Below are 17,012 nucleotides of genomic sequence, written 5' to 3'. Positions count from 1 at the left end.
ATGAAAGACATGAAATATTCGAAAGGTATAACCCGTGTAGCGGTTGCCCTGACTGCACTATTCAGCTTGGGCGGCTGTATGGACAACTACATCAACCGGAATCCATTTGAAACGACGCTGGAGGAGATGGGACGTGACAACTACGTGGTCGGTTCCAATCTAAAAACGCTTGAAGCCCAGGTAGTCCCTACGCAGGAACATCTCTACCAGTTTATGGAAGCCATGTGCGGCGGCGCGTATGGCGGGTACTTCTGTGAGACACGAACGGGATGGGGAGAAAAGTATTCTACCTACAATCCCAAGTCGGACTGGCTGAAAGGAGCCTACTCCACCCCGATTATCAATACTTACCCCAGTTACCGGAAACTGATGAAACTGGAAGACATCCCTGTCCCCCAAGCCATCGCTAAAGTGTTGCGTGTGGCCATCATGCACCGTACCACCGATATGTTCGGCCCCATCCCCTACAGCAACATCATTGCACAGAACGAGACAGCCGACGAACTGAGCGCAAAATATGATTCGCAAAAGGAGGTCTACCTGCAGATGTTCAAAGAACTGGAGGAAGCCGACAAAGTGCTGGAAGAAAACAGCACGCTTGATGCCGACGCTTTAAAAAAGCAGGACGACGTATATTACGGTGACATAAGTAAATGGCGCAAATACCTTCATTCACTCCAACTACGCATGGCAATACGTCTATCGTATGTCACAGAGATGAAAACGGAAGTACAACGGATTGCCGAGACTGCCGTATCGGCGGGCGTAATAGAAAACAATAACGACAACGCCATGATGCATGTAGAAGAAAACCGTTCCGCACTCTGCTTCAACAACTGGAACGACCATCGCATCGGTGCGGACATCGTCTGCTACATGAACGGGTATAACGACCCGCGCCGCCCCAAATACTTCACCCAAGGAGCAGGAGAAGACACGCCGGGTTATTATGGAATACGAATCGGTATCCAACCGTCCAAAATCACTGACGAACAATTGGTCAACACCTATTCCAACCGCCTGATGACCGAGAAAGACCCGTACTTATGGATGACTGCCGCTGAAGTGGCTTTCCTTCGTGCGGAAGGTGCTTTACGCGGATGGGCTATGGGCGATAATGCCCAAAACCTCTATGAGAAAGGGATAACACTCTCATTCGAGCAACATGGTGTTGCAGCGGAAGCCGATGCTTATATCAGCAATACAAGTTTAACTCCCGATGCATATAACGACCCACTGGGAGAATACAGTACCAACAGCCCGTCGACTATCACCATCGCTTGGAACGCAGACACGGGAAGCGACCATTTCGAAGAGAATCTCGAACGCATTATCACCCAGAAGTGGATTGCCATCTATCCGCTCGGCATCGAGGCGTGGTGTGAATATCGCCGCACCGGCTATCCCAAAAGACTGCCGATTGTTAACAATAACAGTAAATTTCCCGCACTTACCGATATGGGTATCCGCCGCCTGAGGTATCCGGCAGAAGAATATAGTCTGGACGGCGGACATGTGAAAGAAGCCGTACAGATGTTGGGCGGAGACGAAATCAACATCCGCCTGTGGTGGGACTGCAATCCCAATATAATAAAATAGAGAAATTGAACCCTAAAAAGAAAAGCCATGAATAAGAAAACCTCAATCAAGAAGTTATTCACCGGATTATTCCTGTTGCTGGCTCTCGCCATGACTGCCTCGTGTAGTGACTGGAACGACATAGAGACAGTCGGCATTGACAATCAGCATGCCCAAGACCAGAATCCGGAACTGTGGGCACGCTATTTGGAATCGCTGCGTGTCTACAAAAAGGAACGTCCGCATTACATTACTTATGCAAGCTTCGCCAACGGAATCAAATCACCCGTGGATGAAGGCGATTTCCTTCGCTCACTACCCGACTCACTGGATATTGTCACACTCGCAAATGCGGAAAATATGACTTCTTTCGACCGTGAGGACATCCCGATGTTGCAGGAAAAAAGCACCCGTGTGCTCTATCTGGTGGATTATGCCCAAAAGCAACCCGAACTGACTGATGCCGCTTCACTGAATGCCTGGTTGGACAAAGCGGTGGCTACTGCAACCGAACTCAACATGGACGGTTTTGCCTTCAACGGGATACTCAATTATGGAGGCTCGGAAGCCGAACAGGCTGCACAAAAGGAAGCTGCCAAGCAAATTGTCTCCAAACTGTCGGCTACGGGCAAGTTACTTGTATTCGAGGGCGATCCTGCATTTGTAGATGCTGCCGATCTAAGCAAACTGAATTATCTCGTACTGAACACAGCCGATATAGAAGATGCCGTAAGATTGAAACTACACGTCACGGCGATTATAACTACTTATGCCTTACCTAAAGAAAAAGTAATATTAGCAGCTAAAATAGGCTTAGTGCTGGACGATGAAAACCTGGAACCGCAGGATGCCGTGTTGGAAATGACCAATCGCGTAGTATCTCTCGGTCCTCTTTGCGGACTCGCCATATATGCTATAGGAGACGATTACTATCATGCACAAATGGATTATCAGGTTAGCCGTACAGCTATACAAACAATGAATCCGTCCATGTAAGACAAACCTGAAAATGATTAATATTTAACAAACTCAAACTTATGAATAACTCAATAAAATACTTCGCTTTTTCGATGCTGCTGGCTGCAATGGCAAGCTGCACGGAGAGTGACATTATTCAAACCGTCGGCTCACTGCCGGACGAAACGCCAATGAACAATGTAGGAAGCCGGTTATATAGTACAAAGACTTTCTCCAACATGATTACCATTCTCATGTATGAGGATGACGAACCGGCTACCGATGAAATAGGCTATACACTGACAAAGCCCGCCACTGCGAATGTTACGGTGAAAGCCACCGCATCTCCTGAACTGGTAGCTGCCTACAATACTGACCACAATACGGAAATGAAGGAATTTCCCGCTGCCAATGTCACCTTTGAAGGTGACGGTTCACTTACCATACCTGCGGGAAAGAAAACTGCCGAGAATATCAGGGTCACTTTTTCTCCCGAAGGGCTGGAACATGAAACAATTTATTTACTGGCTATCACGTTGACACAAAATCCTGCGGGAGTGGAAGCCGCAACAGGCAAACAAACAATCTATTACAGAATAAGCTATCGGGAGAAGATTACCACTTGCGAACCCGAAACAGGCGGTACCATAACAGAAATCCCGCCTCTACTCCCTAATGTGACTTCGGTATTCTATGTAAATACCGAGTTCTATCAACCCGCGATTGTTGCGGGATGGGGAATCTACGCAGATGACATGATGACCTTCCCTACCCCTCTATATAGTATAGGAAATATTATAAACTTGAAAAGGGCAACAATTGATTATGATGCTTCCAGCCAGCGTGCGTTGCTGCAATTAGGGAGCGACCTATCTTATGTGTTAGAACATAGAGATAAATATGTCCGCCACCTTCAGGAATATGAACGCAAGGTTTGTATATGTATTGAAAATGGCGGCAAAGGCATTGGTTTCTGCAATATGAACGAAACACAGATAACAGACTTTGCGCGACAGGTGAAAGATGTGGTAGAACGTTACCATCTAGACGGGGTAAACCTATGGGATGAAGATAGTAAATACGGTAAAGCAGGAATGCCGGAAAGGAATACGACTTCATATCCTCGACTGATAAAAGCACTGCGCGAAGTATTACCCTCCGAGAAACTAGTGACATTGGTAGATAAAGGGGATGCTACAGAATATTTCTACGACGTCAATAAATGTGGCGGTATTGAAGTGGGCAGATACCTTGATTATGTATGGCACGGTTATTTTTCACCAACACAAGAATTGCAAATCATTAACCCCAATTCAGATGGAAGCCCCCAAAAATACAGCCAATATACACGTAGGTCTATTGCCGGACTGGATGCTTCTTCTTACGGGAGCGTAAATATACCACGTTATCCTAACACTCATTCTGAGGAAATGGGTACACCTGCAGCAGAAATTATCGCTCAATGGAAATCAGCAGGAAATAAAAAAAGTAACATTCTGGTTTTCGGAGATGACCTTATCGGTCAAGAATATGGTGATAGAGAGGGAGCGGTTAAGTATATGTTGGATTCGTATGGATTTATGCAATTTATGGATGATGGTGATGGATGGGACTTTACTATGGATAATATTTCTTGGGGGCTTGTAATGTATTATGGAGGGTATTTGAACTCGGCTCTAGGTACGGGTGCTGATAACAATCCCTACTTAAAAGATTGGTAAATTAACAATAATCACTTGCAAAATATAGAAAAACTAACAAAACAGTTTAAGCTGCAACAGACTGCGTTACTAAGTTCTAATTATACAGCTAGGAGGAGTATTACAATAAAACAGAAAGTACGTGGCAGCCAAGAACTGATAATTATTAATCTTAAAAAATAAAAATTATGAAGACTTTTTTTAAGCTTTTTGCAACTTTGTTTTTGGGTTTGTTCATTGCTAATTGCAGCAATGACGTGGACATGGAAGTAGCATCGCAAGACGCTCAAACTCCCGTTACTCGTGGTGTATCAGCTAAAACGCCAAAGCTGACAACGTACATTGAAACCAACGACATCAACCCGTTGAACATGGGTGAGTATTACTTCACCGGTACAGATCCGAAAGACTACGTTGTAGATCATGTGATTCTGTTCGCATCAAACATTCGCGGTACGAAAACAACTGTAGAGTTGTATCACAACAACAACCAAAGTCATATTTTGGCTAATGTAAACACATTGGTACGTCCGTTGCAAGACAAAGGCATCAAGGTGTTGCTTGGTCTATTGGGAGACCATACAGGTATTGGTTTTGCTAATCTGACTTCCGCTCAGATTGACTCGTTCGCACAGCAGCTAGCAGATTGCGTTGCCACTTATGGACTTGACGGTGTAGACTTTGATGATGAGTATGCCGAATATGGAAAAATATCCGGCACTCCGGGACAAAGTGGCACTATCTTTAGCCAGTTGGTTGTACGCTTACGCGAATTGATGCCCAATAAACTGATTACGGCTTTCCGCTTTGGTAATGCTGTTGGCTTCAATCAAGATGCTTTGGATGCTCTCGACTATATGTGGCCGGACTTTAGCTTCAATCAGCCTGCTCCTGCCGGATTCCCCAATAGCAAGTGGGCAAGAATGTCAATACATTATACAGACAACAGACCTGCCGACAGATACATCCAAAGTTGTGCACAAAACTATGGTGACGCCGGTGCAATCATGATGTTCAATGTACGCAACACAGATGCTTCCGCAAAGATGAATCTCTTTGCTTCACGTGTATGGGGCGGAAAGACAGTTAGCTGGACAGGGACTTCTCATCCGAAAGACTATTAATGTCATGCGCTAACTAAATCCAATGCAACGGTTCAGTCTTAGGACGACCGTTGCATCGGATAGAAAAGAAAAATGTTTGAAGGTGCTGTCTTTGCAGAGAGCATTCTTAAAAGATGGCACTTTCAAAATAATCTGTCCGAAAGAACAAAACTCAGAAACAACCATTCATAATCATCTATTGATGTACAGACCGGTTACCTTATATCTCAAAGGCTAGTAAACAACATACTTTGTAAACCTTGAAAATAATGCAATGAAATCATGAAAGAAGGATTGAAAACAAAGTCGGTGGATAGCGCAAATGCCACCTACCATAAAGAAGATTATAATCCGCTTTACTTAAAGCGTCAATATAAAAAAATTAGTAATCACCTGTTAATAATAAACTTTTAAAAACCAAGAATCGCATGAAAACAAAAAGTATTATTCGAGGCATCTTATCATTCGCCTCATTTGCGAGTGTCACCGTGGGCACGCTGACAGCACTTGCCGGTTGTGATAACAAAGACTACAGCAACGCTTCGCCTTTCGACAACGTGGTCTATCTGGATGCCGCCGAGCTAAAGGATGTATCGAACTTTACCTTCAACCGTACTATCGAGACGGGACAGAGGGAAATCTCCGCACTGTTGGCACGTCCCGCAGGCGAGGATATCAATGTGGGTATTAATGTAGAACCTTCGTTGGTTGATACCTACAACGCCCGATTGGGGACTAATTATACTATACTCGATGCCAAGCACTACAAACTATCGGCACAGCAAACGGTCATTCCGAAAGGTAAAACCAGTTCCAAACCTGTCACCATCGACTTTAACGAGCTGACAGGGCTTGAAATTGATGCCAGCTACCTGCTTCCCGTCACCATCAGTCAGGTGTCCGGCGGCATGAATACTCTGGGTGGTTCGAAAACCATCTGCTACGTCATCCGCCGTTCAAGCGCCATCACTACGGCAGTCAACTTGAAAAGTAATTTCTTTGAAGTGCCGGGCTTCGACAAAGACAGCCCAACCGCCGATGTGGTAAACAATATGACGCAACTCACCTTTGAAGCTATCATCCGTGTGAACGACTTCAAGAATGGTGCTGACCCAAGGGAAATCACCACCATCATGGGTATCGAGCAATACTGCCTCTTCCGCATAGGCGATGCTAACTTCCCCGCACAGCAGTTGCAGTTCTCGTGTAATGAGATAAAATTCCCGCTCGCCGACTACAACAAGCTGTTGCAGGCAGGCGAATGGTATCACGTAGCAGTGACCTTCGATACGGAACAGAAAGTGGCAGTCATCTATGTAGACGGACGTGAGCAAAGCCGCATAGAAGATTATGGCAAAGGAGAACCCATCAATCTGGGTATGCAAAAAGAAAAGGACTTCAAATTCAAGATTGGTCATTCTTATGGTGAACCGGAAGATATGTCCCGCCAACTCGACGGCGAAATCTGTGAAGTGCGCGTATGGAACGTTGTCCGTTCCCAGCAAGAAATCTTCGATAATATGTATAACATAGAAGACCCCGTGAACACACCCGGGCTGCAAGCTTATTGGAAGTTCAACGAGGGTCAAGGGGATATCGCCAAAGACTATACCGGACATGGAAACGATGCGAAAGCACACGCCAAAGCTGTATGGCCGACCGGCATCGAAGTGACGCAGAAAAACAAAGAATAATCAAGTATGGAGAATTCCGGGCACTATCCCATTAAAGAACCAAGCCCCTCTTCTCCTATTTAACCAATCATCCTTCGGAAGCTACTAACTCTTCCAACGCTCATAGAATTAACTGGAGAGAAAGTTTCGAGTGAAAACAAGAGTAGTAGCAACCGAAGATTCTTGAGCTTTAAGCGCCGTGACATTTTTGTTCTTATTTTAAGTATTATACGGGAAGAAACAAAAATGTCACAGCGCTTATAATCAACATCTTAAGCCTTAAATGCCCCTCTATTTTATATAAGTTTACAAAAATCATCTATAGGCTTTTCGCTTTTATCAGAAGAAAACTGCACTTTTTACTAGAAGTTTGGTAAATGGAATGCTCGCCAAATAAATTTACACAATAAACTCACTTTGATAGAAGGTAGTCTTTTTCACTATCTATGGGATATATTATTGTCAAAGAGTAGCTATTATCTAAAAAAAGTCGTAGCTTTGCAATAACCTAAAAATAAATTGAAATGGAACAACAAGATAAATATATACGCTTTGACTGGGCTGTGAAGAGACTTCTCCGCCAAAAAGCAAATTTCGGCGTATTGGAAGGTTTCCTGACCGTTCTTCTCGGTGAAAACGTGAAAATCATAGAGATATTGGAAAGTGAAAGTAACCAACAAACAATCGATGATAAATTCAACCGGGTAGACATCAAAGCCAAAAACAGCAAGGATGAAATCATTATTGTAGAGATCCAAAATACACGGGAACTCTATTATCTGGAACGTATCTTATACGGAGTGGCTAAAGCAATCACAGAACATATTTCTTTAGGCGAACGTTACTATGCAGTGAAAAAGATTTACTCCATCAGCATTCTGTACTTTGATATCGGCAAGGGAGAAGATTATTTGTATCACGGCCAAAACCATTTTATCGGAGTACACACAGGAGACAGACTGGAAGTGACCACCAAAGAAAAGGACGCCATCGTTCATAAAATTCCAGCAGAAATCTTTCCAGAGTATTTCCTGATTCGCGTGAATGAATTTGATAAAGTAGCCGTCACTCCATTGGAAGAGTGGATTGAATACTTGAAAACCGGTTGCATTCGACCCGACACCAAAGCTCCCGGATTGGAAGAAGCACGCCGGAAACTTATTTATTACAATATGTCCAAAGAAGAACGGCATGCCTACGACGAACATCTAAGTGCCATCATGATACAAAACGACGTATTGGATGGAGCAAAGCTGGAAGGTAGAATGGAAGGACGTATGGAAGGACGTATGGAAGGACGTATGGAAGGTAGAATGGAAGGTAGAATGGAAGAAAGACTAGAAATTGCTAATAATTTAAAGTCATTAGGATTAGACATAGCAGCCATTCATAAAGCTACCGGACTATCGCTGGAGGAAATAGAGAAGTTATAAACAATCAAAGCCTATAAGAATATTGAATTATAAACAAGAGTCATATAAGAGTTACCTTTGTCAAAGATATCTCCTACCTTATACTGTAGATGGCAGACGGCTAGTAAAAATCGGTATCGTTTTCGATGCCGAAAAACGAAATTTGGGAGAATGGATGATTGGATGATGCAGACTGCAATATTATTTATATACAATTGAGAGGTGTCTGCAACATCCAGATACCTCTCTTTATTTTAATATTTTTCGCCACAAATCCATCTTCTGTAATTATAGATATTTTACACTATATTTTAACACATGAAAATATTCAAAAATTGAGCCCCATCATAACCTGCCTTTTTCAATAAAGACAGAAAATATAACATTACAAAGCAATTATACAACTTTTACTTACAATCTCCTATTAACCACCCACATTTTTTATAATACCCCAACAAATTACACACTCTTAATATTACAAATATTAGACAAATCATTACATTTACTTCGTAAAGATAATTTCTTATCTATTGCAAAGAAAAATAGTATTGTAGTTGTTAATTTGTATATGATAAATCAAACACAAACAGCTATTGGCAGACAATCCAATAGTAAACCCTTTAAATCCAGGTCGCCTCCTTTCTCTGTCTCCACTTAACAGGCTAATTATATAATGCCGAAAACAAAAATAAAAAAATAAACAAAACATCATTACTTGGGAGGAGGTGCTTTTTTTCCTTGACAAATTAAAACATTAATATTTAGACTTTGAATATAGAACTTGATTCTGAATATTGACCTCCCACATAACGAACAATTAAGAGATCATATTATTTGAGTTTGTAGTCATATACAGCTATGCTTTCATAGTTGTAGGACATATTTGTGTTTTTCTATAAAAGGAAAAAGGCTATTCAAGCAAGTAGCGTCACTAAAAATATAATAACATGAATCTTTTAAAAAGAACATTGATTTCTATCTCAACGATAAAAGCAATAATTATTTCATTATACTCATACATACCCCATTTATTAACATTAAAGAGAGAAAACGATCTTCTAAAAGAAGAAATTCAATATCTGATTAATTCTTTTCCTAACGTACATCACCCGCTTACATTACCCCACACTTCTTTGCAAAATATCGGTAACAATGATAACACATCACCAACTTTACCAGCCTCTGTTAAAGTTCTAAATGAAAATGATTACAACCTTATTAACAAAGTGAAAAATTTGGTGTTGGAAAGCCTGACCGATATAGATAAGATAACAATAAAAAAAATATCCAAAGATGTTGGTATGAGCCGAACCAAATTTTACGAATTATGGGTGTCCATCACAGGTGAAGCTCCAAATTTTTTTATTCATCGAATCCGTATGGAAAAAGCATGGGAATTATTGACTAGTGGAAAATATGCTGTAAATGAAATACCTAATTTGATTGGATTAAAGGACGAAAAAAACTTCCGGGAACGTTTCAAGAAACACTTTGGGATAACACCGAGTGAAGCCATCAAAAGGGTTGGAAAATCATCCATTTAACGGTCAGTCCGTATAATATTGGAAAAATCGTAAGTTGCCCGTCATTGATAAATTAGAGGTCAATGGCGAGCTTCTTGTCAAGAGAAAACAACAAGGAAGTTACACTTGTGCATCTATACAGACAGACTTGTGCAGCAAGCTTGACACACTTGTGTATCCCCAAAGTTACTCAACAGCAACAGACTAAATCATCCGTATGAAATAGCTAATAGAAAGCCGGAATTTATTAATTCATGCTATAGAATACTTTAAATTAACCTGATGATTCTGGTAAAGTATGCATATTACCAACAAATCACAATATAACTATACCATTTCACGCACTCTTAACACCATACAGCAACAAATCAGTATTCAAGACTGACAACAGTATCTACTTATTAGAACTTATCATTATTTTTACTTCGTAAAAATAGACCAATCATCCCTTCTTATAAAAACCTAATCTCCATCATCTTTTCAGTTGATATATGAGGAAATACATACGCTCCCCTACGCATCTAAAGTAGCCCAAACAATATTCAACCAATAAAACTGATTAATAATTGTTACTTAGAGGATATTCACCGTTTCTTTCAAAAAAATGATTCAAAATATCAAGATAGTGAATTTCCTCTTTTTTCCTCAAACGAAAGCAACGGGTTTATTTCATCTGAGTGACGTCACTAAAAAATATAATATGAAATACTTATTACAAACGTCGCCCCTCGTTTCCAGTGCCATGACAGTACTTATTCTTTATCAATTTAATTTCACCTCCATACTTCTGGCAGGAGGAATCTCTATTTATTGGATTATAACGCGTATCATTACGATACAGAAAGAAAAAAATCTTCTCAAAGAAGGAAGCCAGTACTTTATAGACTCCTTCGAGAACATCCGTGCCCCGCTTACACTGGTTCATACCCCATTGAAAATAGCATGTAATGATATTTGCCCCGAAAATATCAGGAAAGAGTTATCAGTAGCTATCCAAAACATAGATTACCTCAACATACATTTAACGAGGTTGATGAATTTAAAGCAATTGTTCGCAAACTCTGAAAAGTTGGATTCCTCAGAATATGAACTGGGAATATTTATCAAAAGCCGAGTCACTTCTTTGAAGGCACATGCTGCCAACAACATGGTTGGGCTGGACATAAAAACTGACTTTAATTACGCCAGTGCGTGGTTCGACCCAAGCAAAATATCTCCAGTCATTGATAAATTCATAAAAAATGCCATAGACCATACCGGACAAAAAAAAACAATAACCCTGTTAATCACCTCAAATTCCCAAAACTGGCAAATAAAAATTACTGGTTTCGAAAATAAAAAGTTACTTCAATGCTATAAATGTAAAAAGTGGCAGCTATTCCAACGGAAAAAAGAAGTCGAATACAATTTTGCCAAAAATATATTCTGCAAAAGGCTGATAAAAATGTGTAATGGAAAGATTCTGATTAACCATTCCAACCGCACTATTATCCTAAAATTCCCTTCAAAAGATTCGACGGGAAATGTTCGCCACCATAGCAGCATGAATATCTCGGCAAACTTGACAGAAGAAAGAATAGATGCCTTGTCCGGCAAGGATACACAAAAGAGAAATTCCGCCAAGCCGTTGGTCGTACTTGCTGACAGCAACAAAGAATTCAGGTTGTATCTGGAAGAACGTTTATCAAAGGATTTTATTATAAGAAGCTTCGCAAACGGTTTGGACGCTTTGGAATGTATAAAAGAAGAATACCCGGATTTAGTAATTTGCGACATTATGCTTCATGGGATGTACGGCAACGAACTGTCGTCGAGACTAAAAACATCAGTAGAAACATCCGTCATCCCCATTATCCTCTACGGTTCACATATGGATATAGGACAACGCAGCAAAAGAGAAAGTTCCCTGGCTGACACATTCTTATATATGCCCTTTCATATCGAAGATTTAAAGATAGAAATGAATGTCCTTATCAGGAACAACCGTTTCCTCAGAAAATCATTCCTGCAAAAAATATTCGGGAAGCAATTTCTGGAAGTTGAGGAAGAGGAAAACCCAAATGAGGATAAGTACGTATTTATCAACCAAGTAAAAGAATTTATTCAAAGGAATATAGACAAGGAAAATCTGACAATAGACGAAATCGCCTCAGAACTATATATGAGCAGAACTGCTTTTTTTAATAAATGGAAAGTACTGACAGGAGAAGCACCCAAGTACTTCATTTACCGGATCCGTATGGAAAAAGCGCGTGAACTATTGGAAAGCGGAAAATACTCTGTCAATGTTCTTCCGGAAATGATCGGGTTGAAGAGCCTCAAAAACTTCCGTCATAAATACAAAGAGTATTTTGGAATAACGCCAAGCGAGTCTATCATGAAAAAACAATAAGACAAGAACAAACTTATATATCCGAAGATCCCATGAACAGGGGTCTACATCATAGTACTCATATGAAGGATTCTCTCTTTATTTTATTTCTTCATGCAGTATTTTATTAATCGTAGCATTTACACTATGTACGTACACCTTAATTTTGAAATTAATAATCTAATTTTTTAAACAGTATGAAAACTTTAACTAAAATGAAAAAAGTTTGTTGTTTTAACCGCTTTGTCTTATTCGCAATGGCATTGAGCATGGTAACTTCTTTTACTGCGTGTAGCAGTGACGACGATTCGGACATTCCTGTATATTCCCTTAAAGATGTTGATGGTAATTACTCCGGTACAATGCTGACGGAGTCCGTAGCCGTCAATCCTCAGGAAAATGCTGAAGAGGGAGAAGAACCGACAGGAGCTCAAGTTACTGCCGAAGTAAAAGACAATCAGATTATGATTAAGAAACTTCCGGTTGATGACCTGATTAAAAGCATTGTCGGTGAAGAAAATGCCGGAGTCATTATCGAAAATATAGGCGATATTAACTACAATATCCCTTATACACCGACTTTTGATGAAAATAAAGCAAATATCCTGCTTCAACTAAAACCTGAACCTTTAGAAATCAAACTCACTATCCCGACCCAAGTACAAGAAGAAGGGCAAGACCCTGAAATGCTTATCAAAGTGACTATCGAAGCTGAAAAGAACGGTGTCTACGTTTATGAAGGCAAAAAACTGGCATTCGTTATCAAAGCAACAGGAGTAAAAATCGGAGAAGCAGATTTCCCTGATTTCCCGGTTACAACATTTACTTTCGACATGGTCAAGAAGTAATACAAACCTATTATTGAAAGAAAAAGCTAAAATGGAGTATGCCTGTGCGCAAGGCATGCTCTTTTTTTATACCTTTGTGAAATAACCCAACTATAACAAAATGACTACAACGGAAAACATTCGAAAAGAATTGCAGACTTTAGTAGATTCCAAGTATCAGGAATTTCATTCCGCCTTAGTCCCCGGAACCGAAAATATTCTCGGTGTACGTATTCCGCAACTACGGATACTGGCAAAAGAAATCGCTAAGAGAGAAGATTGGCGTATATTTGTGGAAGCAACCGATACCAAGTTTTATGAGGAAACAATGCTTCAGGGAATGGTCATCGGATTAGCCAAAATGGAACTTGACGAACGACTGAAATACGTCAGCATGTTCGTTCCCCGCATTGATAACTGGGCTGTATGCGACATCTTTTGCGGAGAACTGAAGACTGCTGCAAAAAAAGGAAAAGAAGTTGTATGGCAATTCATTCAGCCTTATCTGACATCCCCCAAAGAATTTGAAATACGATTCGGTATTGTGATGCTTTTCCATTATGTGGATAAAGACCATATCGACTCATTGCTGACATACGCAGACTCATTCTGCCATGATGCTTATTATGCACGTATGGCTATGGCTTGGATGATATCCATCTGCTTCATCAAGTTCCCCGAAAAGACAATGGAATATCTGAAACAGAGTAAACTGGATAACTGGACTTATAATAAATCATTGCAGAAAACAATCGAATCGCTTCGCGTAGATAAAGAAACTAAAGACGTACTCCGAAACATGAAACGGCGATAATGACAATATAAAAATAGCCCGATGAACATTCTGCTATCAACATTCTGTTCACCGGGCTATTTCATTTTCAATATATATCCGAAGGAATTAACGTTGATTCCTCTTTACCTTTTTTCTTCTGCTTCTGCGGTTCTGTTGCTTCTGACGACTGTAACGTTGCCATCTCTTATATATCATCCAACCGCTCATCAAAGCAACGACAACGAAAATAAGAATAGTTATACCCACTCCCAAATTATCTCCCTTAATACGTGACCAAATATCAAGCACTTCTTTCGTCTTGTCGCCAAAATCACGGATCATAGCACATCGTTCCACCACTTTGCGGTCGGGGTATTGTATCTTATCAATCTGTATGCTATCGGCACCCGGCCCGAAAAAATAGCTCAAATCGGCAAAATAGGCAAGTGTCGTATCGGTCTTCTCTTCCAAAATCTCGGGAGTAGCAATCGAACTTACATATCCGCAGAAATCCATATTTCTCAAAGCGATATCCGGGCGACACATGAAATTGATAAAGTAACTGGCAGCTTTCGGGTTCTTCGCATATTTCGGAATGACCCAACCGTCATACCATATATTGCTTCCTTCTTTAGGAACTTCATAATCCAAGTCCACTCCTACCGCATTAGCTTCTTCAATCGCCCATATCGCATCACCGCTCCAGGTCATATTCAGCCAAGCCTTATTCTTCGTCATCATCTCCTTACCGAAGTCAGCTTCCCAACCTGCTATATTCGGCTTCAACGCTTTCAGATACTTTTCCGCCAGTTCCATCGCACGTGGAGAATAGTCGTTCATCAGTTCTTCCACTGTCACTGTCCCCTCTTCCAATTCCTTGGCATGCGCATAGATAATAGCCGTACCGTAAGCATCGCGATAACTATCTTTCATCAGGATTTTTCCGGCATACTTCTTATTCCAGAGACAATCCCAGGATGCCGCAACCGAATCGGGAACATAAGCACGATTGTACAGAAGCCCTGCCGTTCCCCACATATAGCACACCGCATAGCGGCTCGCTTCCTCTCCCGGTTGGCTCAATTTATTGATTTGCTCACGAATAAACGGAGACACATTATTCATATAATTGGGAGAATGGGCAAAATTCGTGTCAATAGGCAGAAGCAAATGCTTCTTCAACATACGCTCAATGATATATTCCGAAGGACAAACCACATCAAAATCTTCATGCCCTTTCTCGATCTTCGTCAGCATAATCTCGTTGATGTCGAATGTCTGATAAACAATGCGGATATTTTCGCCCGTCTGCTCCTTATAATACGCCTGAAAATCTTCGAGTACACTATCTCCGATATAATCCGCCCAGTTATAGATTTTGAGAACCCGCTCACGGGGTTCGCCGGAGTTATAACATCCGGCCAGACTCAACAATAACAGGATAACAGGAATTATTCTTTTCATATTATTTACGTAGTAGCACATTTAGTAATCCATTAATCTTTTTTCTTCGCTTTCCCTGCACGGTAATTGATCGCGATAAGCAACGCCAGCACTACTACAAAAATAATAGCGGAAAGCGGGCGAAGTTCCGGTGTCAGACCACCTTTGCGGGCATCAGCGTAAATATAAGTGGAAAGCGTCTCCAAACCTTGATTACCGATAGTAAACACAGTTACGGCAAAATCGTCAATAGACAGTGTCAACGCAAGCATGAAACCGCTAATCATTCCCGGACGAATCTCCGGTACAATGACTTTCCACAAGGCTTGCATGGGAGTTGCTCCCAAATCGAGGGCAGCTTCATAAATATTCGGATTCATCTGCTTCAGACGCGGCAGGACACTTAACACAACGTAAGGCGTACAAAATGTGATGTGCGCAAGCACTACAGTTGTATATCCTTGTGTGATTCCCAAAGAAACAAATAGAAGAAAAAGCGAAATACCCGTAATAATATCTCCATTCAGAATAGGAATACTATTCACAAAACTAATCGCTTTGCGCGAACGGGATTTCAAATTAAAGATGCCGATAGCAGCTACGCTCCCCAACAAGGTAGAAGCAGTTGCAGCCAACAGGGCAATAGTGATCGTATTAATCAGTGCATTCATCAAGGAATGATGCGTGCCTGTGGTGAAAAGCGAAGTATAAAGTTTGGTAGAAAAACCTGTCCAGTTGCCCAACACTTTCGCTTCGGTGAAGGAATAGATGATGATAATCACGATAGGAGAATAAAGCAACAACAGCAATATCCACAAGTAAGCCTGCGCAAATATTTTCTTTACCATAGCCCACCTCCTTCGTTAGAGTTGTCTTTATCGTCAGTGCTAAACAAAGAAGTAGCGGCTATCAGCAGTAACATGATAAGCGAAAGCGCCGCTCCATAATTCCACATACTGTTATTGATGTTCTCCTGAATCGTCGTACCGAACAGCTTGATATTGTTCATCGTCAACAGCTCGGCAATAGCAAAAGTCGATATAGTCGGCATAAACACCATCATAATGCCACTCATCACCCCCGGCATGGAAAGCGGAAGAACTGCTTTCAGAAAGACCTGTACGGGGTTGGCGCCCAAATCCTGCGCAGCTTCGATATAACTATGATCCATCTTCTGCAACGTGTTATAGATAGGATAAATCATAAAGGGGATAAAGTTGTACACCATACCGAATATCAAAGCCCCCTCACCCAACGGTACACTGAAAAAGTCGAATAAAGCGACCGTAGCCAAAGTACGCACCAGGATATTCACCCACATTGGAAGAATAAACAGGACGACCATCGTCTTGGAACGGTTCAACTTACTGTTGCTTAGTATCCAGGCAGCAGGATAACCCAGCAAAAGACAAACAAGGGTGGTAATAATAGCAATGCCTATCGAATAGACAAAGGTATTGATTGCTTCGGGATGTTCGAAGAACTTCTGAAAATTGGCGAGTGTCAAATGACCGTTATCGTCAGTAAACGCATACACAACAATCAAGAACAACGGTATGACCACAAAGATCGCCGAAAAAATAATGTAAGGGAGAGTCCAACTCTTACGTGATGACAAAAAGACCAAAAACCTCTTATTCACTTCCTTTC

Annotated in this window: 13 protein-coding genes; 10 read left to right on the top strand and 3 right to left on the bottom strand. The window is 41.1% G+C overall.

From position 1 onward, the window contains the following. The 10 genes from AB5443_RS07285 (at nt 1) to AB5443_RS07240 (ending at nt 13,958) form a co-directional block, all read left to right on the top strand. The gene (locus AB5443_RS07285; RefSeq protein ID WP_277131563.1) at nt 1-1,599 is read left to right on the top strand and encodes a RagB/SusD family nutrient uptake outer membrane protein; all 1,599 of its coding nucleotides are present in this window, start codon (nt 1-3) and stop codon (nt 1,597-1,599) included. Between the two features lie 27 nt (nt 1,600-1,626). After that, nucleotides 1,627-2,574, top strand: a complete 948-nt coding sequence (locus tag AB5443_RS07280; RefSeq protein ID WP_277131564.1) for a glycoside hydrolase family 18 — start codon at nt 1,627-1,629, stop codon at nt 2,572-2,574. A gap of 41 nt (nt 2,575-2,615) precedes the next feature. Beyond that, nucleotides 2,616-4,256 carry a DUF1735 domain-containing protein gene (locus AB5443_RS07275; RefSeq protein WP_277131565.1) on the top strand — a complete coding sequence of 547 codons (1,641 nt, stop codon included), beginning with the start codon at nt 2,616-2,618 and terminating at the stop codon, nt 4,254-4,256. Between the two features lie 167 nt (nt 4,257-4,423). Beyond that, nucleotides 4,424-5,359, top strand: coding sequence for a glycosyl hydrolase family 18 protein (locus tag AB5443_RS07270; protein ID WP_277131566.1), 936 nt, complete (start codon nt 4,424-4,426; stop codon nt 5,357-5,359). A 407-nt stretch (nt 5,360-5,766) separates the two neighbouring features. After that, nucleotides 5,767-7,032 (top strand): DUF1735 and LamG domain-containing protein, encoded by a 1,266-nt coding sequence (locus AB5443_RS07265; RefSeq protein ID WP_277131567.1) that lies wholly within the window; start codon nt 5,767-5,769, stop codon nt 7,030-7,032. Nucleotides 7,033-7,535: 503 nt separating this feature from the next. Continuing rightward, nucleotides 7,536-8,444 carry an Rpn family recombination-promoting nuclease/putative transposase gene (locus tag AB5443_RS07260; protein WP_277131568.1) on the top strand — a complete coding sequence of 303 codons (909 nt, stop codon included), beginning with the start codon at nt 7,536-7,538 and terminating at the stop codon, nt 8,442-8,444. Between the two features lie 926 nt (nt 8,445-9,370). Continuing rightward, complete coding sequence (locus AB5443_RS07255) at nt 9,371-9,967, top strand: AraC family transcriptional regulator (protein WP_277131569.1); 597 nt, start codon at nt 9,371-9,373, stop codon at nt 9,965-9,967. A gap of 679 nt (nt 9,968-10,646) precedes the next feature. After that, complete coding sequence (locus tag AB5443_RS07250; RefSeq protein WP_277131570.1) at nt 10,647-12,338, top strand: response regulator transcription factor; 1,692 nt, start codon at nt 10,647-10,649, stop codon at nt 12,336-12,338. Between the two features lie 176 nt (nt 12,339-12,514). After that, nucleotides 12,515-13,165 (top strand): DUF4840 domain-containing protein, encoded by a 651-nt coding sequence (locus AB5443_RS07245; RefSeq protein WP_277131571.1) that lies wholly within the window; start codon nt 12,515-12,517, stop codon nt 13,163-13,165. Nucleotides 13,166-13,265: 100 nt separating this feature from the next. Further along, nucleotides 13,266-13,958, top strand: a complete 693-nt coding sequence (locus AB5443_RS07240; RefSeq protein WP_073346392.1) for a DNA alkylation repair protein — start codon at nt 13,266-13,268, stop codon at nt 13,956-13,958. 87 nt (nt 13,959-14,045) lie between these two features. Here AB5443_RS07240 and AB5443_RS07235 read toward each other — a convergent pair whose 3' ends face one another. From AB5443_RS07235 to AB5443_RS07225, 3 genes are read right to left on the bottom strand one after another with little or no spacing between them, the layout of a single operon-like run. Then, entirely contained in the window at nt 14,046-15,383 is a 1,338-nt protein-coding gene (locus AB5443_RS07235; RefSeq protein ID WP_073346589.1) for an ABC transporter substrate-binding protein, read from the bottom strand. A 32-nt stretch (nt 15,384-15,415) separates the two neighbouring features. After that, a complete protein-coding gene (locus AB5443_RS07230) occupies nt 15,416-16,210 on the bottom strand; it encodes an ABC transporter permease (protein WP_022137160.1) in 795 nt (264 codons plus the stop codon). Continuing rightward, entirely contained in the window at nt 16,204-17,004 is an 801-nt protein-coding gene (locus AB5443_RS07225) for an ABC transporter permease (RefSeq protein ID WP_022137161.1), read from the bottom strand. The genes AB5443_RS07230 and AB5443_RS07225 overlap by 7 nt, the downstream gene beginning before the upstream one ends. Nucleotides 17,005-17,012 lie beyond the last annotated feature (8 nt).

Origin of the sequence: Bacteroides sp. RTP21281st1_H5_RTP21281_210402, from assembly GCF_040918965.1 — a bacterium.
GTDB lineage: Bacteria > Bacteroidota > Bacteroidia > Bacteroidales > Bacteroidaceae > Bacteroides > Bacteroides congonensis.
Note: the sequence above shows the minus strand (reverse complement) of the source record. Positions and strands in the feature narration are given on the sequence as shown.